Source organism: Streptomyces sp. NPDC127097 (assembly GCF_042724075.1).
Lineage (GTDB): Bacteria > Actinomycetota > Actinomycetes > Streptomycetales > Streptomycetaceae > Streptomyces.
The window spans coordinates 86,597-109,913 of sequence record NZ_JBHXFI010000005.1 but is presented as its reverse complement, the minus strand read 5'-3'; the positions used below and the strand labels follow the sequence as shown (position 1 = coordinate 109,913).

The window sequence follows — 23,317 nt, the reverse complement described above, 5'->3', positions numbered from 1 at the left end:
GTCGATCCCGTGACCCGAACGGCCGAGCCGTCCTAGGGTGCAGGGCAGGCGGGGGCCTGATGATGTTCATGGTGAGTCCGTGCCGCGGCATGCGGTGCGGACCGCGCACAGACGACGGAGAAGCATGCATCCTTCGCCACAGCACCCCGTGGACCGGCCGCCGCAGCAAGCGGCCGGTCCGTCCGCGCCGCGCTCCCGCAAACTGGTCGCCCCGCTGCTCGCCACCGCGCTGATCGCGGTCCTCGCACCCGTCTCGGCCTCCGCCGCGGCGCCCACCCCCGCGCCGGAACCGGCCGGCGCCGCGCAGGGTCCCTGCATGAAGGACGACGGCTGGACCGCCACCGCCACCAGGATCGACCCGAAGGACAGTCACCACGCCTTCGTGGGCAACGGCTACCTCGGACAGCGGGTGCCGCCCAACGGCACCGGCTACGCGGCACCCGGCGGAACGACCGGCTGGCCGCTCAAGACCCCCGAATACGACGGCTCGTTCGTCTCCGGGCTGTACGCCAAGGGGCCCAAGGACCTCAAGGGCCGGCAGGCCATCGCCGCGATCCCGACCTGGACCACCCTCGACGTCGCCACCGGCGGCGCGCACCCCGACACCTTCTCCTCCGCCACCGCGCCCGGCCGGATCTCGCACTACCGTCAGACGCTCTCCCTGCGCTGCGGATTCGTCCGTACGTCGCTGACCTGGACCGCCGCCGACGGCCGTGTCACCGACCTGGTCTACGACGTGCTCGCCGACCGCACCGACGCCCACACCGGCGCCGTACGCCTGCGGATGACGCCCCATTGGAGCGGCGCGGCCACGGTCACCGACGGTCTCGACGGCCGCGGCGCCCGCCGGATGGCCCCGTCCACGGACGGGGCCGCCACCGAGGGCGCGGAGACGGGAGGCAAGGAGTCCGGCGGCAAGGAGGCCGGCGGCAAGGAGGCCGGAGGTAAGGAAACCGGCGGCAAGGAAGTCGGCGGCAAGGAGGCCGGCGGCGCGGGTGCCGGCGGCACCATGGACGTCGGGTTCCGCACGGACGGGACGAAGACCGAAGGCGCGGTGGCCTCCACCCTGCGCACCGGGCCCGGCGTACGCGCCAACCCGCCCCGGCCGACGGCGCAGGACGAGCTGAGCAACCGGCAGCAGGTGTCCTTCCCGGTCCGCGGCGGCCGCTCGTACGAGCTGACCAAGTACGTCGGCGTGGACACCGCACTCACCTCCCGCACCCCGCGCGCCGCCGCCGACGCCGCCTCGCGCCGGGCCGCCGGCCGCGGCTGGGACGCCCTGTTCGCCCGGCACAGCGCCGCCTGGCAGCGGCTGTGGCGCAGCGACATCGAGGTCAAGGGACAGCGGGACCTCCAGAACTGGGTCCGCGCGGCGCAGTACGGCCTGTTGGCCAACACCCGTGCCGGCAACCGCAACAGCATCGGCCCCACCGGCCTGACCAGCGACAACTACGCCGGCGAGATCTTCTGGGACGCCGAGACCTGGATGTACCCGGGCCTGCTCGCCGCCCACCCCGCCCTCGCCAGGTCGATCGTCGACTACCGCTACAAGACCCGGGCCGGGGCCGCCGCCAACGCCCGCAAGCTCGGCTACGACGGGCTCTTCTACTCCTGGACCAGCGGCAGCGAGGGCGATCTGTGGAACGAGTGCCACAGCTGGGACCCGCCGCACTGCAAGACCCAGAACCACCTCATGGGCGATATCTCCCTGGCCACCTGGCAGTACTACCTCGCCACCAAGGACACCGCCTGGCTGCGGTCCCGCGGCTGGCCGGTCCTCAAGGGCATCGCCGAATTCTGGGCCTCCCGGGCCACCCGTAACACCGACGGCAGTTACTCCGTCAAGAACGTCGCCGGTCCCGACGAGTACAGCAACGGCGTCGACGACGGGGTGTTCACCAACGCCGGGGCCGCCACCGCGCTGCGGCACGCCGGCCGGGTCGCCGCGATCCTCGGCGAGAAGGCACCGGCCTCCTGGAAGACCATCGCCGACAAGCTGCGCATCCCGTACGACGGCAAGAAGAAGATCTTCGAGCAGTACGCCGGGTACAAGGGCACGACCATCAAACAGGCCGACACCGTGCTGCTGATGTACCCGCTGGAATGGCCGATGTCGCAGACCCGGGCGGCCCGCACGCTGGACTTCTACGCCGGGCACACCGACCCGGACGGCCCGGCCATGACCGACTCCGTGCACGCCATCGACGCGGCCGGGATCGGCGAGGCCGGCTGCTCCACGTACACCTATCTGCTGCGGTCCATCAAGCCGTTCGTCCGCGGGCCGTTCCACCAGTTCTCCGAGGCGCGCGGCGAGAAGGCCGGTGCCTCCGATCCGCACGCCGGCAAGCCCGCCCAGGACTTCCTCACCGGCAAGGGCGGCTTCCTCCAGACCTTCACCCACGGGCTGACGGGGCTGCGGCTGCGCGAGGACCGGGTGCGGCTGGACCCGATGCTGCCGCCGCAGCTCTCCGAGGGCGTCACCCTGCGCGGGCTGCACTGGCAGGGGCGGACCTACGACATCGAGATCGGCGCGCACCAGACCACCGTGCGGCTGACCGCCGGGGCGCCGATGCGGATCGAGTCGCCGGAGGGCGAGAAGATCGTCAGCCGGGGGGTGCCCGCCGTCCTGAAGACCCGCCGCCCGGATCTGGCGGCGACCTCGAACGCGGCCCGGTGCACCTCGGCCACCGCGACCTCCGAGGAGCCCGGTCTCTACGCCGGCGCCGCGGTGGACGGCAACTCCACCACGGCCTGGGTGCCCGACGCCGCCACCGGCACCCTCACCGTCGACCTCGGCCGGACCACCCGTATCGGCCAGATCACCCCGCACTGGAACGGGACCCGGCCCCGGTCCTACAACGTCCAGGTCTCCCAGGACGGCAAGCACTGGACGGGAACCGGATACGCGGGCCGCACCCCGGCCCGGTACGTACGGGTCACGGTGCACGGTGACCCGGGCACGTCGGCCGACGGCAAGCCCAAGCCGCATCCGGGGATCTCGGAGCTGACGGTGGAGCGGGCGCCGGACACGGCGGCGGAGCGGGGGAAGTAGCCCGCCGCGCCACCTGAGTAACGGCCCCGCCGGGCGACGGCCCCGTTCCGGACCCTCCGGAACGGGGCCGTCCGCCGTGCCGGGCGGTGCGCGCACAGAAATTTGTGACAGCGGGATGAAAACCGCGTCACGCGGTGTTGCAGCCCTCGAACAGTTCGAAAAGTGTCGATGGGCGGGAGGCACCGGGTGGCGGCGACGGACACGGAACGAGCGGGCTGGGCGCGGCGGCTGACCCGCGACTGCTGGCAGTACCGGAAAGACGTGCTGCTGGCCCTCGGCTCCTCGCTCGCCGGGATGGCCGTGCTGGCCCTGGTCCCGCTCGTACCGAAGCTGATCATCGACGATGTCATCGTCCGGCACGCCCGCCCCCTCGGCCCCTGGGCAGCCCTCCTGGTCGTGGCCGCGCTCGTCGTCTACGTCCTCACCTACATCCGCCGCTTCTACGGCGGCCGGCTCGCCCTCGACATCCAGCACGATCTGCGGACCCGTATGTTCGGCGCGATCGCCCGGCTCGACGGCCGGCGGCAGGACGAGCTCAGCACCGGCCAGGTGGTCGGCCGCGCCACCAGCGACCTCCAGCTGATCCAGAGCCTGCTCTTCATGCTCCCGATGATGATCGGGAACGTCCTGCTGTTCGCCGTCTCCCTGGCCGTGATGGCGGTGCTGTCACCGCTGCTCACCGTCGTCGCGCTGGCCGTCGCCCCCGCCCTGTGGTTCATCGCCAAGCGCAGCCGCGCCCGCCTCTTCCCCGCCACCTGGTACGCCCAGGGACAGGCGGCCGCGGTGGCCGGTGTCGTGGACGGCGCGGTCGCCGGGGTGCGGGTCGTCAAGGGCTTCGGGCAGGAGGAGCAGGAGACCGGGAAGCTGCGCGAGGTCAGCCGCCGGCTGTTCGCCGGACGGCTGCGCACGGTCCGCCTCAACGCCCGCTACACCCCCGCCCTCCAGGCCGTCCCCGCGCTCGGCCAGGTCGCGATGCTCGCCCTCGGCGGCTGGATGGCCACCCAGGGACAGGTCACCCTCGGCACCTTCGTCGCCTTCTCCACCTATCTGGCGCAGCTGGTCGGACCGGTCCGGATGCTGGCGATGATGCTGACCGTCGGCCAGCAGGCACGGGCCGGTGTGGAGCGGGTCTACGAGCTCATCGACACCGAGCCCACGCTCACCGAGCGGCCGGACGCCCATGAGCTGCCCGCCGACGCCCCGGCCACCGTCGTCTTCGACCGGGTGACGTTCGGGTACGCGCGGCCGCACGGGGGCGAGGGGGAGGGCGACGGCACCGGCCCCGCCCCGGACGCCCCGTCCGCCGCCCGTCCCGTCCGCCCGGTCCTCGATGACTTCTCGCTGCGCATCGAGGCCGGCGAGACCGTCGCCGTGGTCGGCACGTCCGGCAGCGGCAAGTCCACGGTCTCGCTGCTGCTGCCGCGCTTCTACGACGTCTCCGCCGGCCGGGTCCTGGTCGGCGGCCACGATGTCCGCGAGCTGACCCTGGACTCGCTGCGCGCCGCCATCGGCCTGGTCCCCGAGAGCAGCTTCCTGTTCTCCGACTCCGTGCGCGACAACATCGCCTACGGCCATCCGGACGCCACCGACGCGCAGGTGCGCGCCGCGGCCCGCGCCGCCCAGGCCGACGGCTTCATCTCCGAGCTCCCCGAGGGCTACGACACCAAGGTCGGCGAGCAGGGGCTGACCCTCTCCGGCGGCCAGCGCCAGCGCATCGCCCTGGCCCGCGCGATCCTCACCGACCCCCGGCTGCTGGTCCTGGACGACGCGACCTCCGCGGTCGACGCCCGGGTCGAGCACGAGATCCATGAGGCGCTGCGCGGCGTCATGGCGGGCCGTACGACCCTGCTCATCGCGCACCGCGCCTCCACCCTGGCGCTCGCCGACCGGGTCGCCGTCCTCGACGGCGGGCGGCTGGTCGACCTCGGCACCCAGGAGGAGCTGGCGGACCGCTGTCCCCTCTACCGCAGGCTGCTGACCGACCCGGAGGAGCTGGGCGGCGTCGAGCGGGACCCGGCCGGGGAGCTGGCCGGCGCCTTCGACGGCGGGTTCGCCGCCGACGGACCCGGGGACCCGGCGGCGGACGCCGACGGGCCGGGCGGTGTAAGGGACGGCGCGGCGGGCCGGGCCGGGGCGGACGGCACCATCACCCCCGAACTGTGGGTCCGCCGGGAGCAGGAGGCCGAGGCGGGCGGCGCCGGGATGGCGGCCCGCGCGGCCGCCGCGGCCGGGCCCGGCATCGGCGCCGCGATGGCCGGACTGCCCGCCACGCCCGAGCTGCTCGCCCAGGTCGCGGCCCTGCCGCCCGCCACGGACACCCCGGACGTCGACGAGGACCGGGCGGTACGCCCCGAGCGCTCCTACGGCCTGCGCCGCCTGCTGGACGGCTTCGGCGGGCCCCTGGCCTTCGCGCTGGCGCTGGTCACCGTGGACGCGATCGCCGGGCTGATGCTGCCGGTGCTGATCCGGCAGGGCATCGACGACGGCGTCCGCCGCGGCGCGCTGATCGGTGTCTGGACGGCCGCCGCCGTCGCCCTGGTCGTGGTCCTGGCCCAGTGGGCCGCGCAGATCGGCGGCAACCGCATGACCGGCCGCATCGGCGAGCGGATCCTCTACGCCCTCCGCCTCAAGATCTTCGCGCAGCTCCAGCGCCTCGGGCTCGACTACTACGAGCGGGAACTGACCGGCAAGATCATGACCAGGATGACCACGGACGTGGACGCCCTGTCCACGTTCCTCCAGACCGGTCTGGTCACCGCCCTGGTCTCGATGCTGACCTTCTTCGGCATCTTCATCGCGCTGCTGGCCATCGACCTCCAGCTGGCCCTGGTCGTCTTCGCCACCCTCCCGCCGCTGATCATCGGCACGTACTTCTTCCGCAAGCAGAGCGTGAAGGCGTACGAGCTCGCCCGCGAGCGGATCAGCGTCGTCAACGGCGACCTCCAGGAGAGCGTGGCCGGACTGCGGATCGTGCAGGCGTTCCGGCGCGAGGGGCGGGGCGCGGAGCGGTTCGCCGCCCGCAGCGACGCCTACCGGCAGGCCCGGGTCCGCGGCCAGTTCCTGATATCCGTCTACTTCCCCTTCGTTCAGCTGCTGTCGTCCGTGGCGGCGGCGCTGGTGCTGATCGTCGGCGCCGGCCGGGTCGGCTCCGAGACCCTCACCGCCGGTGCGCTGGTCGCCTACCTGCTCTACATCGACCTGTTCTTCGCCCCGGTCCAGCAGCTCTCCCAGGTCTTCGACGGCTACCAGCAGGCGTCCGTCTCGCTCGGCCGGATCCAGGAGCTGCTGCGCGAGCCGACGACCACCCCGGCCGTCGAGCGGCCCCGCGCGGTGCCCGCGCTGCGGGGCGCCATCACCTTCGACGATGTGCACTTCCACTACGGCGACGACGGCGAGGAGCCGGCGCTGGCCGGTATCGCGCTGTCCATCCCGGCCGGCCAGACCGTCGCCTTCGTCGGCGAGACCGGCGCCGGCAAGTCCACGCTGGTCAAGCTGGTCGCGCGGTACTACGACCCGTCCTCGGGCGCCGTCCGGGTCGACGGCACCGATCTGCGCGAGCTGGACCTTACCGGCTACCGCCGCCGCCTCGGCGTGGTCCCCCAGGAGTCCTACCTCTTCGCCGGCACGGTCCGCGACGCCATCGCCTACGGCCGCCCGGACGCCACCGACGCCGAGGTGGAGGCCGCCGCGCGGGCCGTCGGCGCCCACGCGATGATCGCCACCCTCGACGGCGGCTACCTCCACGAGGTCGCCGAGCGCGGCCGCAACCTCTCGGCCGGCCAGCGGCAGCTGTTGGCCCTGGCCCGCGCCGAACTCGTCGACCCGGACGTGCTGTTGCTCGACGAGGCCACCGCGTCCCTGGACCTGGCCACCGAGGCGGTCGTCAACCAGGCCACCGACCGGCTCGTCGGGCGCCGTACGACCCTCGTCGTCGCCCACCGGCTGACCACCGCGGCTCGCGCGGACCGGGTGGTGGTGCTCGACCAGGGCCGGATAGTCGAGGACGGCAGCCACGGCCAGCTGCTCGCCCGCGAGGGCCGCTACGCGGAGCTGTGGCGCACCTTCACGGGCGAGGAGGAGCTGGCGGCCTGAGCGCACGGGGCCGTTCTGAGCGCACGGTGGCCGTTCGGGGGCCGCCCCCCGGGCGGCCCCCCCCCCCCTCCCCCGCCGGGGGGGGCCGCGGGGGGGGCCCCGGCCGGCCCCCCCGGGGGGCCCACCGCGCAGGTGTCCGCGCAGCGCTCGGCCGCGACGTCTCACTCCCCTGGGGTAGCGGCCGGGCCCGCGCCGGTGCGGCCGGGCGGGAGGCGCCGGGACCGTGCCGCCCCGGCAAGTGCCGCGGTGCGGCCGGATGCCGGGAGGGGGATCACCCGGGAGCGGCCGTCGGGAGGCGCCGGACGGCGCCGGGCAGCGGTTGGCGCATACCGAACTTTTGCCTTGAATAGGAATATCTTGACATGCGGGTCAGTGCGTTTTATGCAGATGAATAGGCGGCTTGCTCCCCATATCAGCAGGTGAGGAGCCTCCGCGGGCCGTTCCACGGGCGGGCCGCAAGGTGAGGAGAAGACCATGGCGCGTGCAGTGGGTATTGACCTTGGTACGACGAACTCGGTGGTCAGTGTGCTGGAGGGCGGCGAGCCCACGGTGATCACCAATGCCGAGGGCGCCCGGACCACCCCGTCGGTGGTCGGCTTCGCCAAGGGCGGAGATGTGCTGGTGGGCGAGGTCGCCAAGCGGCAGGCCGTGACCAACGTCGACCGCACCGCGCGGTCGGTCAAGCGCCACATGGGCGAGGCGCAGTGGCGCTTCCCGGAGAGCGGCGACATCGACGGCAAGCAGTACACCGCTCAGGAGATCTCCGCGCGGGTGCTCCAGAAGCTCAAGCGCGACGCCGAGGAATACCTGGGCGAGGACGTCACGGATGCCGTGGTCACCGTTCCGGCGTACTTCAATGACGCCCAGCGCACCGCGACCAAGGAGGCCGGCGAGATCGCGGGCCTGAAGGTGCTGCGGATCGTCAATGAGCCGACCGCGGCCGCCCTGGCCTACGGCCTCGACAAGGAGAACGACCAGACCATCCTGGTCTTCGACCTCGGCGGCGGCACCTTCGATGTCTCGCTGCTGGAGATCGGTGACGGCGTGGTCGAGGTGAAGGCCACCAACGGTGACACCCACCTGGGCGGCGACGACTGGGACCAGCGGATCGTCGATCATCTGACCAAGCAGTTCAAGAACGCGTACGGCATCGATCTGTCCCAGGACAAGATGGCCACCCAGCGGCTGCGGGAGGCCGCCGAGAAGGCCAAGATCGAACTGTCCGCGGCGACCGAGACCAACATCAATCTGCCGTATCTGAGCGCCTCGGCCGACGGGCCGCTGCACATGGACGAGAAGCTCACCCGCTCCCAGTTCGAGCAGCTGACCGCCGACCTGCTGGAGCGCTGCAAGACCCCGTTCCACAACGCGGTGGACGACGCCGGGATCAAGGTCGCCGACATCAACCATGTGATCATGGTCGGCGGCTCGACCCGGATGCCCGCGGTGACCGAGCTGGTCAAGGAGCTGACCGGCAAGGACCCGCACAAGGGCGTCAACCCGGACGAGGTCGTCGCCGTCGGTGCCGCGCTCCAGGCCGGTGTGCTCAAGGGTGAGGTCAAGGACGTCCTCCTGCTGGACGTCACCCCGCTGTCCCTCGGTATCGAGACCAAGGGCGGCATCATGACGAAGCTCCTGGAACGCAACACCACGATCCCGACCAAGCGCTCCGAGATCTTCACGACGGCCGAGGACAACCAGCCGTCCGTGCAGATCCAGGTCTACCAGGGCGAGCGCGAGATCGCGGCGTACAACAAAAAGCTCGGAATGTTCCAGCTCACGGGCCTGCCGCCGGCCCCCCGCGGGGTCCCGCAGATCGAGGTCTCCTTCGACATCGACGCCAACGGCATCATGCACGTCACGGCCAAGGACCTGGGCACCGGCAAGGAGCAGAAGATGACCGTCACCGGCGGCTCCTCGCTGCCGAAGGACGACATCGACCGGATGGTCCGCGACGCCGAGCACCACGCCGAGGAGGACCGCCGCAAGCGGGAGACCGCGGAGACCCGCAACCAGGCCGAGCAGCTCGTCTACCAGACCGAGAAGTTCCTCAAGGACAACGAGGAGAAGGTTCCCGGCGAGGTCCGGACCGAGGTCCAGGAGGCCGTCACCGAGCTGAAGGAGAAGCTCAAGGGCGAGGACACCTCGGAGATCCGCGCCGCCTCCGAGAAGCTCGCGGCCGTCTCCCAGAAGATGGGCCAGGCCATGTACGCCGACACCCAGGGCGCCCAGGCCACCTCGGGAGCCCAGGGCGCGGCCGCCGGTGAGGGCGCGTCGGATGCCGCCGGCGAGCAGGACGATGTCGTCGACGCGGAGATCATCGACGACGACAAGCAGGAGGGCAGCGGACGATGAACCGGCCGCCCCATGTCCACGGCCTGCCCCACCCGCCGCTGGCTCTCGTGGGACACGGGCCGACGAAGCCCCCCGAACCGGGCCCGCCCGACACCGGCCCCCCGGAGGACCGGACCGGGCAGGGCACCACCGGCCGGTCCGCCGGCCAGGACGAGTCCGCCGGGCGGCCGGCGCCCACGGAGGCGGTGCTGCACGCCGAGCTCCGGGAGCGGACGGCCGACCTCCAGCGGCTGAAGGCCGAGTACGACAACTACCGGAAGCGGGTCCACCGCGACCGGCTGGCGGTCGGCGAGATCGCGGTGGTCAATGTGCTGAGCCGGCTGCTGCCCGTGCTCGACGCGCTCGCCGAGGCCACCGAGCGGGGCGAGGTGACCGGTGGTTTCGCGCACATCGACGAGGCACTGCGCACCGAGCTCGGGACGCTGGGCCTCCAGCCCTTCGGCGCGGTGGGTGACCCGTTCGACCCGCTGATCCACGAGGCCATCACCTACACCCCCACCGACCGGCTGGAGCAGACCACGTGCACCGAGGTGCTCCGCCTGGGCTACCGGGTCGGCGACCAGCTGCTGCGCCCCGCACAGGTGGCCGTCGCGGGCGAACCGCCCGCCGGCAGCGTCACGACTGACCCCTGAACCACCCCTCCGCGAAACGAAGTTGGGCCGCCTTCCGCTTCGTGCCGTGACCTGCGCGTCGACCGGCGCGTGCGCCTGCGCGTCGCGCCCCGCGCTGCCGGGTGACGGCGGTCTTCGGCGCAATGGAATTGCCACCCCCTGTGTGCGACTACGCATATGTTCGAGTCCCAGGGGCACCCGATCCTCTACCGCCAGCAAACGGCCTCCGTACTTCAACAGAAAGCCCTACGACGCACGACGGGCGGGGATCATGGCAACCGAGGAAAACACGGAACGCGAGAAAGCACACGACGAGCGACCGGAGCGGATCTCCGCCCCCACGGCAATGCGCCACGCCGCCGGGCAACTTGCGCAACTGCTGCAATGCGAGCCCGCTTCGGTGTCGGCACTCAAGCCCACCGATGACGGTTGGCTGGCGAACGTGGAAGTGGTGGAGATCGAAAGGGTGCCGGACACCGCGAGTGTGATGGCTTCGTATCGCGTCCACCTCGACGAAAAGGGCCAACTCGTGGGATATGAGCGGACCCGCCGCTACGGGCGGGGCCAGATCGACAGGTAGACCGGCCGTCGCTCGGCGCCCACCACGACCTCACACGGCCGATGACCCGCTCCAGTCAACTGGAAGGGACGATCCGTCATGACTGCCATTCAGCAATCCAACGCGCCCACCAGCGGGAGCGGTTCGGGAAATCTCTACGATGTTCTTGAGCTGATTCTCGACCGCGGGCTGGTAATCGATGCCTTTGTGCGGGTATCCCTCGTCGGCATCGAAATCCTCAAGATTGATGTGCGTGTCGTCGTCGCGAGCGTGGACACCTATCTGCGCTTCGCCGAGGCATGCAACCGACTCGATCTGGAATCCGGCCGCAAGGCGCCGAGCCAGCTCACCGATCTGGTCGGTGAGGCGACCGAGAGCGGCGCCAAAGGAAAGTCGAAAGGCGCGCTGACCGGCGCCGTCGAGGCTTTCAGCGAATCCCTTCAGAAGGGCCAGGAGGATTCCGCGGAAGAGGAAGAGCGCCCGGCGCGCAAGTCGTCCGCGGCAAGCAACCGCCGTACCGCACGCCGCCGGGAGGACTGAGCCATGGGCACGTACCTCTACGCCATCACCGCGGCCGGCCACCCCTTGCGGCTGTCCGGCCTCGACGGGGTCGGTGACCCCGCGGCCGAGCTGCGCACCGTCACCACGAAGGATCTGTGCGCGGTGGTCAGCGACGCACCGCCGGAGCTCCGGGCCAAACGCCGCGATGTGGCCGCCCACCAGGGCGTACAGGAACGTCTGCTGGCCGACGGTGCCGCCCTGCCGATGCGCTTCGGGCTGGTCGGCACCGACGACGCCCAGGTGGCCGCCGTCCTGGAACAGGATCGCGACAGCTACCTCCAGCGGCTCTCGGAGGTCGACGGCCGCCGTGAGTACCACCTCAAGGTGGAGCGCGACGAGGACGACCTGCTGCGGGAGATCATGCGGGAGTCCGCCGAGGTGCGGCGGCTCAACGACCGGACCCGGCAGAACCCCGGCGCCTACGACGACAAGGTCGCGCTCGGCGAGCTGATCTCGCAGGAGGTGCAGGCCCGTCAGGAACGTGCCCGCTCGGACATCGTGGCCCGGCTCGCTCCGGCCGCCGTACGCACCGCGGACGTCGAACCGACCAAGCGCCACTTCCTCAATGTGTCCTTCCTCGTGGAGCGGGAGAAGGCCGCGGCCTTCTCGGAGGCGGTCCATGAGGAGGCCGGGCAGCGCGGTGACGCCTATACCTTCAGCCTGCACGGCCCGCTGCCGCCGTACAGCTTCGTCTGACCTCCGAGAGGAGATCGGCCATGGGCCTGCTCACACAGCTTCTGACCCTGCCGCTGGCCCCGGTGCGGGGCACGGTCTGGGTCCTGGATCAGGTGCTGCTCACCGCTGAGCGCGAGTACTACGACCCCGCACCGGTCCGTGCGGAACTGGCCGCACTGGAACAGCAGTTGCTGGACGGCAGCATCGGGCCGGAGGAGTTCGACTCCCGCGAGGACGAGCTCCTGGACCGGCTGGAGTGGCTGGAGGCCCACCGACAACGACTCCGTACCGACTCCTGACCACGGGAGAATGAGGTGTACGACAGATGATGACCAACGCCAAGATAGGGGTGGCCCTCGTCGGGGGCTACTTCCTGGGGCGCACCAAGAAAGCGAAGATGGCCCTCGGCCTGGGCCTGTTCCTGGCCGGCAAGAAGCTGAATCTGGATCCGAAGCAGCTCGGCACGCTGGTCGCCAACTCGCCGGTGCTGGGCCCCCTCAACGACCAGGTGCGCAAGGAGCTGGTGGACGCCACGAAGGCGGCGGCCGGCACCGCGCTCACCCAGCGGATGTCCGGCCTCGCCGACTCCCTGCACGAGCGGACCGTGGCCCTCAACGAGGGCCGGGACGCGAGCGGCGAGGTCGAGCGGACCGCGGACGGGGAGCGCCCCGCGGCGGACGAGGACGACCAGGCGCCCGAGGACGACACCCGGGGCGACGCCGAGGATGCCGAGGGCGCGGCGGACGGCGAGAAGGAGCGGCCGGACCGCAAGGCATCCGCCGCCGCGTCCGCGAAGAAGGCCACGAAGTCGTCCGCGGCTTCGGCGAAGAAGTCGGGCAGCGCCGCCCGGTCCACCGCGCGCCGCGCGTCGTCAAGCGCCTCCGGGGCCTCGAAGTCACCGGGATCGTCGGGGTCATCGGGCAAGAGCGCCGGTGGCTCGTCGCGCGGACGCCCCGCCAACTCCGCGGCGCGGAAGACCGCTTCGGGGACCCGTAAGAAGGCGTCCGGTGCGGCCCGCACGGCCGCCGACCGTGGAGGCCGCAATGGCTGAGTCCACTCTCCGCAAGATGAAGCACGAGGTGGCCCACAGCCCGGCGGCCGACCAGCTCAAGGAGGAGTTGCAGCACTACCTCCAGGCACGGGCGGAGCACGCCGTCAGCAGCCTCGGCCACAAGCTGGGCGAGAGCGTCGGCAAGCTCGCCGAACCCGGCCGGGGCGCCGGGGGCCTGGTGAACAGCCTGGCGAAGGGCGGTGCGGCGCTCGGTGAGGGCAAGTCGCCGCAGCGGGCGGCACTGACCGCCGGCGCCTCCCACCTCAAGGACACCGTCAAGGACAAGGTCAAGGGGCTGTTCGGCAAGGGCCGCAAGGGCGGCGGCGGCAAGTCCAAGAGCGTGACCATCGTCGAGGACATCGATGTGGGCGTTCCCGTCCGCGAGGCATACGACCAGTGGACGCAGTTCCAGGAGTTCAGCACCTTCGCCAAGGGCGTCGTCAGTGTCGAGAAGTCCGACGACACCACCAGCAACTGGAAGGTGAAGGTCGCCAAGTCCACCCGCAGCTGGCGCGCGAATGTCACCGAGCAGGTGCCCGACGAGCGCATCACCTGGACCACCGAGGGCGCGAAGGGCACGGTCAAGGGCGTGGTGACCTTCCATCGCCTCACCGACAACCTGACGCGGGTGCTGCTGGTTCTGGAGTACTTCCCCAAGGGGCTGTTCGAGAAGACCGGCAACATCTGGCGCGCCCAGGGCCGCCGGGCCCGGCTGGACCTCAAGCTCTACCGCAAATTCATCATGCTGCGCGGTACGGCCACCGACGGCTGGCGGGGCGAGATCCAGGACGGCGAGGTCGTGGTCGAGCACGCCGACGCCGTCGAGGCGGAGCAGGACGAGGAGCACGCCGGGCCCGGCTCCGACGACGACGGACGCCCCGACGCGGAGGCGGCCGACGATGCCGGGGAGGACGCGGAAGCCGACGCCCCGGACGTCGAGCCCGAGGACGAGACGGACGAGGACCTGGCCGACGAGGACGGGACCGCGGCGGAGGACGGCGACGATGACCTCGATGAGCCCCTCGACGAGGACGAGGACGTCGAGGACGAGGACGTGGACGAGCCGCGCGATGCGGATCACGATGCGGACGACGACCTCGATGAGCCCCTCGACGAGGACGACGGCTCTCCGGACGAGCCGGATGCGTACGAGGACGAACCGGACGCATCCGAGGACGAGCGGGACGCGTACGAGGACGAGCGGGACGCGTACGAGGACGAGCCGGCGCCGCCCTCCCGGGGCCGCCGCACCGCCGCCGCCCGCTGACCCGCCCCGACCGCACAGACGAGGCTGATCATGTCCGATTCACTGGCCGGCCGTATGGGGCCGTCCGCCGGTCCGTCCCCGTACGGCCGGCAAGGCTCCTCCGCCAATCTGGCCGACATCCTGGAACGCGTCCTCGACAAGGGCGTCGTGATCGCCGGCGACATCCAGATCAACCTGCTCGACATCGAGCTGCTGACCATCAAGCTCCGGCTGCTCGTCGCCTCCGTCGACAAGGCCAAGGAGATGGGCATCGACTGGTGGGAGCACGATCCTTCGCTCTCGTCCCGTGCCCGCCCGCCGCAGCAGGTGTCCGCCGGGCAGCCGCCGGAGACCGGCCGCGGTCCGCTGGCCGAGGAGAACCGGCAGCTGCGCGCCGAACTCGCCGAGCTGCGGGCGGCCATCGGCTCGCCCCAGGGCTCCGACCGGCACCGGACGCACCACGAGGAGGAGCAGTGACCAGCCACCCGCAGGGAGACGACGCGGCTGCCGCGGCCCCGTGGCGGCCGCTCGGTCTCCCCACCGAGCAGCCGGAGTCCGCTCCCCCGTCCAGCTCGTACGTCTACGCCATCGGCCGGGCGGGCGCCGGTCTCGACGTGACGGCTCCCCGGCTCACCGGGCTGCGGGACGGGCGCGTGCGGACGGCCTCCGCCGACGGCCTCACGGCGCTCGTCTCCTCCGTCCCGGCCGACGCCTTCAGCGAGGAGGGCATGAAGGCGCAGCTGGGGAACCTGACGGAGCTGGAGGAGATCGCCCGTATCCACCACCGGGTCGTCGAGGCCGCCCACACGGGAACGACGGTGCTCCCCATGCGGCTGGCCACCGTGTATCTGGACGACGCCCGGGTGCGGGCGATGCTGCGGGAGCGCGGCGCGGAGTTCGACGCACTGCTCTCCCGGCTCGAAGGCCATGCCGAGGTCGGGGTGAAGGTGTACGCGGACCCCCGTGCCGCGGCCGCCGGCCCGGAACCCGCCTCCGACGGCCCGGAATCCGCCGCTCCCCCGGTCAGCCCCGGCCGGGCCTACTTGCAGCAGCGCCGGGCCCAGCGCCAGACGCAGCGCGATGCCTACCGCGCTGCGGGCGCCGTCGCCGACGAGGTACGGGACCGGGCGGCCGCCCTTGCCCGGGACCGGGTCGCACACCGCCCCCAGCAGGGTGAACTGGCCGCCGGCGAGGGGGAGAACATCGCGAACGATGCCTATCTGGTGCCCACGGGCCGGCTCCGGGAGTTCCACCGGGCGCTGACGGGTCTGGCCGACGGCGTCCCCGGCGTACGTATCGAGGTCACCGGGCCATGGGCCCCGTACTCCTTCGCGACCCCGCCCGCGGAAAGCCGGAGTGCGTGATGGGGGCGGACGCTCCCGAGGCCGCGTGCGCCGAGGTGTCGTCGGCCGGGATCTCGTCTGACGGGGTCTCGTCCGCCGAGCTCCCGGCCCCGGCGGACCTCACCCCGGAAGAGCCTCTCGCGGGGCGGCAGATCGCGCTCATCGATCTCCTGGACCGTCTGCTGAACGGTGGCGCGGTGCTCACCGGAGATGTGGTGCTGTCGATCGCCGAGGTGGACCTGGTGCACATCAATCTGCGGGCCGTCATTCGCTCGATCACACCCGATGGTCCGGCGCCGTGGTGAGAGACCGTGCTGCCACCTTCCCGACGAGAAGCCCCCGCGACGAGGGACGAGGGATACCTATGACGAATGAAGCGGAACCGGCCGCCCCCGTGGAGCCCGCCTTCGCGGAGGTGGCGCAGGCCGCGGCCCGGGCCTTCGACCTGGTGCCGGCCCCGTCCGACGAGCCGCCGCAGGGGCGGGACAGTGCTCTCGCCCAGCGGCTGCGGACCGATCCGGAGACGGTGGAACGCGATCTCATCAAGCTGGTGCTGACGATCGTGGAGCTCTTGCGGCAGCTGATGGAGCGGACCGCCCTGCACCGTGTCGACCAGGGAGATCTGAGTGAGGAGCAGGAAGAGCGGGTGGGGCTGACGCTGATGATCCTCCAGGACCGGATGGCGGAACTCTGTGAGCGCTACGGTCTCACGATGCGGGACCTCAATCTCGATCTCGGTCCCCTGGGCTCTCTGCTGCCGCGTGACGACGCCGCCTGATCCGCGGTCCCCGGCCGGCCGCCTCCGCCGTCCACCGCACGGCCATTGCAACTGACGATCCGTCACCCTACTCTTCCGGCACACCCCCACCGCACCGGGGCGCTCGTACGGTCTCACCCCTACGATCCGTGCGCGGTGCAACGGGGCGGCGCGCCGCGTGCCGGAAGGACAGCCATGTCCGACGACAGCGCTCGCAGACCCTCCCTCACCCGCCGTACGTTACTGACCGGTGCCGCCGCCGCGGGGCTTGCCGCGGCGGCCGGGCTACAGCCCGCGTATGGCATCCCCGCGGGCAGCGCCGCGGCCACCCTCACCCCTCCGCCCGACTTCCCCGCGGGCATCCCCCTCTCCCAACAGGCTTTCCGGAACTGGTCACTGGAGATCGTCGTCGAGGGCGTCTGGACGGCTTCGGCCCGTACGCCCGACGATGTGGTCACCCTCGCCAACTGGGCTCATCAGCACGGCTACCGGCTCCGGGCGCGGGGCAAGGGCCACACCTGGTCACCGCTGGTGGTGCCCGCCGGGGCCGACACCAACCGTACGGTCATCGTCGACACCACCTCCCACCTCACCGCGGTCAGTGTGCGTGGCGGCAATCCGGGGAGCATCACCGCGCAGGCGGGGGCGACCCTGGACCGGATCCTCGCCCGCCTGGAGGAGTCGGGGCTCGGTCTCGCCACCACCACGGCGCCCGGGGATCTGACCATCGGCGGGGTGCTGGCCATCGGCGGCCACGGCACCGGGGTGCCCACCGCCACCGAGAACCCGCCCGCGGGCTCCGGCTTCGGCACCCTGAGCTCTCTGGTCACCTCGCTCACCGCCGTGGTCTGGAGCGCGGCGGACGGCCGCTATGTGCTCAAGACGTTCTCCCGCTCCGACCCGGACATCCGGGCCTTCCTCGTCCACCTGGGCCGCGCCTTCGTCACCGAGGTGACGCTGACGGCCGCGGCCAACACCCGGCTGCGCTGCCAGAATTGGTACGACGTGAACGTGGGCACCGTCTTCGGTCCCCCCGGTACGGGCGGCCGCACGATCGGCTCCTACCTGGACCGCACCGGGCGCATCGAGGCGATCTGGTTCCCGTTCACCGATGTGCCGTGGCTGAAGGTGTGGAGCCTGGCGCCCAGCAAGCCGCTGCTCTCCCGGCAGATCGACACCCCGTACGCCTACACCTTCGCCAACCGGGTCACCGAGGAGATGTCGCGGCTGCTCGGGGAGATCGCGGCGGGCGGCGGTGACAAGACGCCCGTGTTCACCAAGCTGGCGATGTCCATCGTCGGCTCCGGGCTGATCGTCACCGGCACCTGGGACGTCTGGGGCTGGTCGAAGAACAGCCTCCTGTACGTCGAGCCCAGCACGCTGCGGATCGTCGAGGCGGGGTGGGCGGTGCTCACCTCCCGGGCGAATGTGCAGCGTGTGGTGAATGACTTCTACTCCCGCTATCAGCAGGTGCTCACGGCTCACCAGGGCCGCGGCTCCTATCCCGTCAACGGCCCGATCGAACTGCGCATCACCGGTACGGACCCGCTCGACGGTCCCCTGCTCTCGCCGGCCCGGGCCCGTCGGGACCGTCCCGAGTGGGACACCGTGGTGTGGCTCGACTTCGCCACCTATCCCGGTACGCCGGGCGCCGCCCCGTTCTTCCGTGAGCTGGAGCAGTGGATCTGGCAGACCTACACCGGCTCGTATGCGACCGTGCGTCCCGAGTGGTCCAAGGGCTGGGCCTATACGGACAGCGGGCCGTGGCGGGACTCCGCCACGCTGGGCGGCAGCGTGCCGGCCGCGTTCGACGAGTGGCGCACCGCCCGGGACATCCTCAACTCCTATGACCCGGCAAGGGTGTTCTCCAATACCTTCCTCGACACCCTGCTGCCCTGAGTGACCTCCCCAGGGGGGCGCGCGGAAAATTCGTGCGCCCCCCTATAGAAATCACCCGGCACGTCCGTCACACCCGTAACAAGTGCAGGAAACAACCCGCTAAGCGGTCATCACGAGGTTGGCGGGAATTTTGCGCCGGACAGCCTGGATGCTTTCTGGAATCCGCCCCCTTGGTGTGTGAAGTTCCTACGAACACCGCCGCCGACCGGACGCCCGCCGCTCTGCCGCGGCAGCTCCGCCCGCGCACCGGCCTGCGGGTACGCCGGCGCCCACCGACCGGCCCGCGCATTGTGGAATCCTGCCATCCTCAGCGGTAAGGAACGAGGCCGCACCCGGGCGCGATGACGCGGTTTCCAGTCATCTCCAGCGAAAATGCATCTGGCGGGAATGACAGCCGTAACAATTCTGCAAGGCAGCGTTCGGGGCTGAAAGTGTGTGCTGCGGCAGAGGCTCGTCGGGTAACTGTCGCCACATCGCCGGTTGTTCCCCGGGTGGCTGTCCGACGACGGGGGCAGACCGCAGAAGCAGAAACGAAGGGACGAACGTGATCCGGGTCTTGGTGGTGCACGAAACGCGGCTGCTGCGCTCGGCGCTCACCGCGCTGTTGCGCGACGAGGAGGGTATCGACGCGGTCGCCGCCTGCTGGAGAAGTGCCCCCGGGCGAGCCCGTTCCTTCCGGCCGCAGGTGTGCGTCGTCGATGTCGACTGTGCGGGTTCGGTGGCCTCGGCGGACCCTCCCGGCGGCCCGGGATGCGCCCTGCTCGTCCTGGCCAGCGCCTGCCGGCCCGGCACCCTGCGCCGGGCCATCGCCGCCCGGGCGCGGGGCTTCGTGGACAAGGACGCGCCACCGGCCCGGCTGTCGCACGCGATAAGCCTGGTGGCCGCCGGGAAGCGCTATGTCGACCATTCGCTCAGCCCGGATTTCCTGGAGGCCGCCGACATGCCGCTGACCCCGCGTGAGTTAAGCGTGCTGTCGCTCGCCGCGGGCGGCGCTCCGGTCTCCGAGATCGCCCGTGAACTGCATCTGAGCAGTGGAACGGTGCGCAATTACATGGCGGCGATCAATCGCAAAACCGGCGCCCGGAACCGGGTGGACGCGATACGGATATCGCAGGGGGCGGGCTGGGTCTAGCACCCGTCCGGTGAGTCCGTGCAGTCCCGTGCTCAGCTGAGAGAGCGGGACTTCGCGGCGAGGTTCTCCGCGCGCTCCGGTGCCTCCGGTGCCTCCGGTGCCTCCGGTGCCTCCGGTGCCTCCGGCTGCCAGCTTCCCGCCAGATCCCGGTAGAGGGGCGAGCGTTGGAGCAGCTCGTCATGGGTGCCGCAGGTGGCCCGGTTGCCGTCGAGTACCAGGATGCGGTCGGCCCGGCGGGCCGAGGTGATCCGGTGGGCCACGACGATCAGCGTTCCGGGCCGGTCCGCGAAGGCGCGCTCGGCCCGCATTTCCGCCGCCGGGTCGAGGTGGCAGGTCGCCTCGTCGAGGAGGACGAGGGGGGCGGGGGACAGATACGCCCGGCCCAGTGCGATCAGCTGGCGCTCGCCCTGGGACAGCGCACCCGGGTCGAGCGGGGCGTCGAATCCGCCCAGCCGGCGCACCAGCGCGTCCAGGCCCACGGCGTCCGACGCCGCCTCCAGGGCGGCCGTGGAGGCACCGTCCGGGCACAGATAGAGCAGGTTCTCGCGCAGCGTTCCGGAGAAGACGTATGCCTGTTGCGGGATGAGCACCCGCGACAGGGACGGATCGGTTCCGGAGGGGCCGCCGCGGACCGGCCGGCCGGCCACGCGTATCTCGCCGTGGCCGGGTGCGAGCAGGCCGGCGACCAGAGCGGTCAGGGTGGACTTTCCGATGCCGCTCGGCCCCACCACGACGAGGTGCTCGCCCGGTTCGACGGTCAGGTCGAGGTCGTGCAGCACGGGCTGGGCGGCGGGCCCGTAGGCGAAGGTGACCGCACGCAGTGCGACGCGGGGGCCGTCGGGCGGGACGGGGACGCGGGGCGCGGGCTCCCCCTCGGTGGCGGCGGGGACACGGGGGGCGGGCTCCCGCTCGGTGGCGGCGGGTGCGGCGGGGGGATCGGGAGCGGGGCCGGGGTCGGTGGTGAGCCGGTCGAGGACCACGAGCAGCCGGGTGCCGGCCGAGCCCAGCGCGTTCATCAGGGTGTGCAGGGCGGGCAGCAGGGACTGGGTCAGATAAGCCAGCGCGCCCAGCACGGCGCCGGGGGTGAGCCCTTGCCGCAGCAGCCAGGGCGCGGTGACCAGCAGCAGCAGGACGGGCAGTTGGCCGGCCAGGCCGAGCGCGAGACAGCGGACGGCGGCCCAGCGCGCCAGCTGCCGTGCCGCGCGGGCCTCGTCCTCGATCACGCCGTACGCCCGCTCCGCGGTCCGCTGCTGCGCACCGCAGGCCACCACGTCCCGCAGCCCCTCGGCGACGGCGCCGAACTGCGTGGCCAGGTCCTCGTCCGCCTGGAGGAAGGCGCGCTGGCGGGCCGCCATCGGCCGGAGGGTGGCCAGGAAGAGCAGCAGCCCGGCCGCGAGCGGAGGCACCACGATCAGCAGCAACTGGGGTGCCAGGGAGAGGAGTCCGAGCACCGCTCCGGCCGCGGTGAACACGAAGGAGCGGGCGACCAGGACCAGTCCGGCGAAGCTGTCCCGGGCGATCTCGGTCTGGTTGGTCAGCCGGGAGACCACGGCGCTGTCCGCCGCCCGGGCCGGCTGCGCCACGGCGTGCGACAGCGACCGCGACACCACCTGACGGACCAGGCCGTCGCGCAGCGGCTCGACGAGGTCGGCCAGTCCGCGGAAGACCCCTCGGCCGGCCAGCCCGCCGACGATGACGGCCACTGCGGTGACGCCCAGCCAGACCAGCCCGACGCCGGTGTGGCCGGCCAGAAAGCCCTGGTCCAGGGCCTGTGCCAGGCCGTAGCCGCCGAGGAAGGTGTGCGCGGACTCCAGCAGTGACCAGCCGGCCAGCAGCAGCAGTACGCGGATCCGGCGGCGGAGAAAGCGCCTCGCCCGGGGCAGCAGTCGTGCGGTCGCGGTCGTCATGAGGCGGTCCGGGTGTCCTCGTCGTCGGTGTGGGCGAACACCGCGCGGTAGTCGGCGTCCGCCCAGAGCCGGTCGTGCGGGGCGACGGCGCGGAGCCGGCCGTTCTCCAGCCACGCGACCAGATCGGCGCGGGCGGCGGAGGAGACGCGATGGGCGATCAGCAGTCTGCTGCCGGTGCGTACGTCATGGACCAGGGCGCGGCGGACGTGGAGTTCGGTGACGCTGTCCAGGCTGGAGGTCGCGTCGTCGAGGACGAGCAGCCGGCCCGCGTGCGCGAACGCCCTGGCCAGGCCCAGGCGTTGGACCTCCCCGCCGGACAGCGGGGCGCCGGTGAGCGGCGCGGCGTACCCCCCGGGGAGGAGACGGACGAAGGAGTCCGCACCGGCCGCGCGGGAGGCGGCCTCGATGGCCCGGTCCGGGGGTTCGTAGGGGCCGAAGCCGATGGCGGCCCCTACGGTGGCGCCGAACAGGGCGGGGCGTTCGAAGGCGTAGCCGATCTCGCGGCGTAGTTGCGCGGGGTCGGCCTCGTCGAGGGGTACCCCGTCCAGCAGCACCTGTCCGCTGTCGGGATCGGTGAGCCGGCCCGCGACGGCGGCGAGCAGCGACTTGCCCGCCCCCGAGTGCCCGACGACCGCCATGGTCGTGCCGCCGGGCAGCACCAGGTCGACCTCGCGCAGCGCGGGGGTGCCGCCGCGGAGGACGGTGACCGCGCGCAGTTCGAGCCGGCCGGGGCCGTCGGCGGGCAGCGGCCGGGAGCCCTGCGCGGGCGTGGGCAGGGTGAGGAGTTCGCCGGTGCGGTGGGCCGCGGCACGGCTGCGCACCAGGGCGTTGAGCTGCCCGACGACTCCGCCCAGGCCGGCGGTGAGGGCGGCGTACCGGGAGGCCGCCAGCAGCTCGCCGACGGAGAGGCTGCCGTACGCCAGCCGGATTCCGCCGACGGCGAGGACGGCGGTGGTCAGCAGCGGCACCAGGATGCTGCTGCTGACCACGGCGCGGCCGTAGATCTGCCACATCTGCCGTCCCTGCGCGCCCAGTTCGGGAAGCGGTGCGAGGACCCGGGCCCGTTCGCGCCCCGCCGTTCCCGCCGCGGCGATGGTCCGGGCGCCGCCGAGCGCCTCGACGAGCCGGGTCGCGAGGTCCGCCTGGACGCGTTGATAGCGCCGGACGCTGTCGGAGGATCCGCGGGCGAAGCGGCGCAGCAGCCGGGTCAGCAGCGGCAGCCCGGCGAGGAACACGGCGGCCAGCCAGATGTCGGTGAGCGCCAGGGCGATCAGGGCGCCGACCGGGGTGATGACGGCGGCGAGGCCGGTGGCCGCGGCGGTGGGTGCGGTCCCGGCGTCCGCGGCGTTCCCGGTGAGGCGGGTCACCAGGTCGCCGGGGGTGAAGCGGTCGGCGACCCGGTGCGGGGCGAGGGAGAGCAGCTGGTCGATACCGCGCCGGCGGAGCCAGGCGGTACTGCGGGCGGTGGTGACGCCGCCGGTCAGCGCGACCAGCGCGTCCAGCAGCACTTCCGCGCTCAGCAGCACGGCGCAGAGCACGAGGGCCCCGTGGAGTCCCGGACGGGCGCCGAGCACGAGGTCGAGGGTGTGGCCGAGTACGGCGGGCAGCGCGAGGGCGGCACCCGCGGACGCCACGCTGAAGAGGCAGACGGCGAGGGTGCGTACGGGACTGTGCCGGAAGGCTCCGCTCAGGACGGAGCGGGCGCCGGGGTCCGGCCCGCGCCGGGTGGCCGGCGGGGGCGGGGGCGAGGAGGGCCCGGGGGTGCGGGGCATACGGGTGCGGACCTCGCCTCCAAGGGACGGATACGGGCGGCAGCGGCAGGCCCCGGGCGGTGTGGCCACCCGGGGCTCGCCGTGACTTACGCGCTACGGGGACCAAGGTCCCGTAGCGGCGGGAAGTCAGTTACAGGTGGTGACGCTCAGGCTGCTGTCACCGCAGAGCAGCAGGCTCGCGCGGCTGCCGGTGTGCAGCTCCTCCGTGGCCTCGGCCTTGGGGGTCTCCAGCGTCTGAAGGTCAAGAAGGGACATGGTGAATCCTCTCTGATGGGGACGGTGTTTCTCGATCGGCCCCGGACGGG

At 72.1% G+C, this 23,317-nt stretch carries 19 protein-coding genes; 16 read left to right on the top strand and 3 right to left on the bottom strand.

The window, feature by feature from the left end; all coding sequences use genetic code 11:
* Positions 1-124: 124 nt before the first annotated feature.
* The 16 genes from ACFWJW_RS06990 (at position 125) to ACFWJW_RS06915 (ending at position 19,333) form a co-directional block, all read left to right on the top strand.
* Positions 125-3,052 (top strand): discoidin domain-containing protein, encoded by a 2,928-nt coding sequence (locus ACFWJW_RS06990; RefSeq protein WP_387236058.1) that lies wholly within the window; start codon positions 125-127, stop codon positions 3,050-3,052.
* 168 nt (positions 3,053-3,220) lie between these two features.
* Positions 3,221-7,144 carry an ABC transporter ATP-binding protein gene (locus tag ACFWJW_RS06985; protein ID WP_387236056.1) on the top strand — a complete coding sequence of 1,308 codons (3,924 nt, stop codon included), beginning with the start codon at positions 3,221-3,223 and terminating at the stop codon, positions 7,142-7,144.
* Positions 7,145-7,618: 474 nt separating this feature from the next.
* The gene (gene dnaK, locus ACFWJW_RS06980; protein WP_387236053.1) at positions 7,619-9,499 is read left to right on the top strand and encodes a molecular chaperone DnaK; all 1,881 of its coding nucleotides are present in this window, start codon (positions 7,619-7,621) and stop codon (positions 9,497-9,499) included.
* The gene (gene grpE / locus ACFWJW_RS06975; protein WP_387236050.1) at positions 9,496-10,131 is read left to right on the top strand and encodes a nucleotide exchange factor GrpE; all 636 of its coding nucleotides are present in this window, start codon (positions 9,496-9,498) and stop codon (positions 10,129-10,131) included. The genes dnaK and grpE overlap by 4 nt, the downstream gene beginning before the upstream one ends.
* Before the next feature lie 250 nt (positions 10,132-10,381).
* Positions 10,382-10,690: a gas vesicle protein gene (locus ACFWJW_RS06970; protein ID WP_387236047.1), complete on the top strand. Its 309-nt coding sequence runs from the start codon at positions 10,382-10,384 to the stop codon at positions 10,688-10,690.
* 78 nt (positions 10,691-10,768) lie between these two features.
* A complete protein-coding gene (locus ACFWJW_RS06965) occupies positions 10,769-11,209 on the top strand; it encodes a gas vesicle structural protein GvpA (protein WP_042152818.1) in 441 nt (146 codons plus the stop codon).
* A gap of 3 nt (positions 11,210-11,212) precedes the next feature.
* Complete coding sequence (locus ACFWJW_RS06960) at positions 11,213-11,926, top strand: GvpL/GvpF family gas vesicle protein (protein ID WP_387236044.1); 714 nt, start codon at positions 11,213-11,215, stop codon at positions 11,924-11,926.
* Between the two features lie 20 nt (positions 11,927-11,946).
* Positions 11,947-12,204, top strand: a complete 258-nt coding sequence (locus ACFWJW_RS06955) for a gas vesicle protein GvpG (protein WP_387236041.1) — start codon at positions 11,947-11,949, stop codon at positions 12,202-12,204.
* A 29-nt stretch (positions 12,205-12,233) separates the two neighbouring features.
* Entirely contained in the window at positions 12,234-12,956 is a 723-nt protein-coding gene (locus ACFWJW_RS06950) for a hypothetical protein (protein ID WP_387236038.1), read from the top strand.
* On the top strand, positions 12,949-14,223 hold the full coding sequence (locus ACFWJW_RS06945) for an SRPBCC family protein (RefSeq protein ID WP_387236035.1): 1,275 nt from the start codon (positions 12,949-12,951) through the stop codon (positions 14,221-14,223). Before ACFWJW_RS06950 ends, ACFWJW_RS06945 begins: the two co-directional genes overlap by 8 nt.
* 30 nt (positions 14,224-14,253) lie before the next feature.
* Positions 14,254-14,679 (top strand): gas vesicle protein GvpJ, encoded by a 426-nt coding sequence (gene gvpJ, locus ACFWJW_RS06940; protein WP_387236033.1) that lies wholly within the window; start codon positions 14,254-14,256, stop codon positions 14,677-14,679.
* Positions 14,676-15,566, top strand: a complete 891-nt coding sequence (locus ACFWJW_RS06935) for a GvpL/GvpF family gas vesicle protein (RefSeq protein WP_387236030.1) — start codon at positions 14,676-14,678, stop codon at positions 15,564-15,566. Before gvpJ ends, ACFWJW_RS06935 begins: the two co-directional genes overlap by 4 nt.
* Positions 15,566-15,850 (top strand): gas vesicle protein, encoded by a 285-nt coding sequence (locus tag ACFWJW_RS06930; RefSeq protein WP_387236027.1) that lies wholly within the window; start codon positions 15,566-15,568, stop codon positions 15,848-15,850. The genes ACFWJW_RS06935 and ACFWJW_RS06930 overlap by 1 nt, the downstream gene beginning before the upstream one ends.
* A 59-nt stretch (positions 15,851-15,909) precedes the next feature.
* Entirely contained in the window at positions 15,910-16,323 is a 414-nt protein-coding gene (locus ACFWJW_RS06925) for a gas vesicle protein K (protein WP_387236024.1), read from the top strand.
* Positions 16,324-16,497: 174 nt separating this feature from the next.
* A complete protein-coding gene (locus ACFWJW_RS06920) occupies positions 16,498-18,201 on the top strand; it encodes a cholesterol oxidase substrate-binding domain-containing protein (RefSeq protein ID WP_387236021.1) in 1,704 nt (567 codons plus the stop codon).
* A 544-nt stretch (positions 18,202-18,745) separates the two neighbouring features.
* The gene (locus ACFWJW_RS06915) at positions 18,746-19,333 is read left to right on the top strand and encodes a LuxR C-terminal-related transcriptional regulator (protein ID WP_387236018.1); all 588 of its coding nucleotides are present in this window, start codon (positions 18,746-18,748) and stop codon (positions 19,331-19,333) included.
* 32 nt (positions 19,334-19,365) lie between these two features.
* Here ACFWJW_RS06915 and ACFWJW_RS06910 read toward each other — a convergent pair whose 3' ends face one another.
* From ACFWJW_RS06910 to ACFWJW_RS06900, 3 genes are all read right to left on the bottom strand, one after another.
* Positions 19,366-21,240, bottom strand: coding sequence for an ABC transporter ATP-binding protein (locus tag ACFWJW_RS06910; RefSeq protein ID WP_387236016.1), 1,875 nt, complete (start codon positions 21,238-21,240; stop codon positions 19,366-19,368).
* Positions 21,237-23,012, bottom strand: coding sequence for an ABC transporter ATP-binding protein (locus ACFWJW_RS06905; protein WP_387236014.1), 1,776 nt, complete (start codon positions 23,010-23,012; stop codon positions 21,237-21,239). Before ACFWJW_RS06905 ends, ACFWJW_RS06910 begins: the two co-directional genes overlap by 4 nt.
* A gap of 126 nt (positions 23,013-23,138) precedes the next feature.
* Complete coding sequence (locus tag ACFWJW_RS06900; protein WP_042152795.1) at positions 23,139-23,267, bottom strand: SapB/AmfS family lanthipeptide; 129 nt, start codon at positions 23,265-23,267, stop codon at positions 23,139-23,141.
* Positions 23,268-23,317 lie beyond the last annotated feature (50 nt).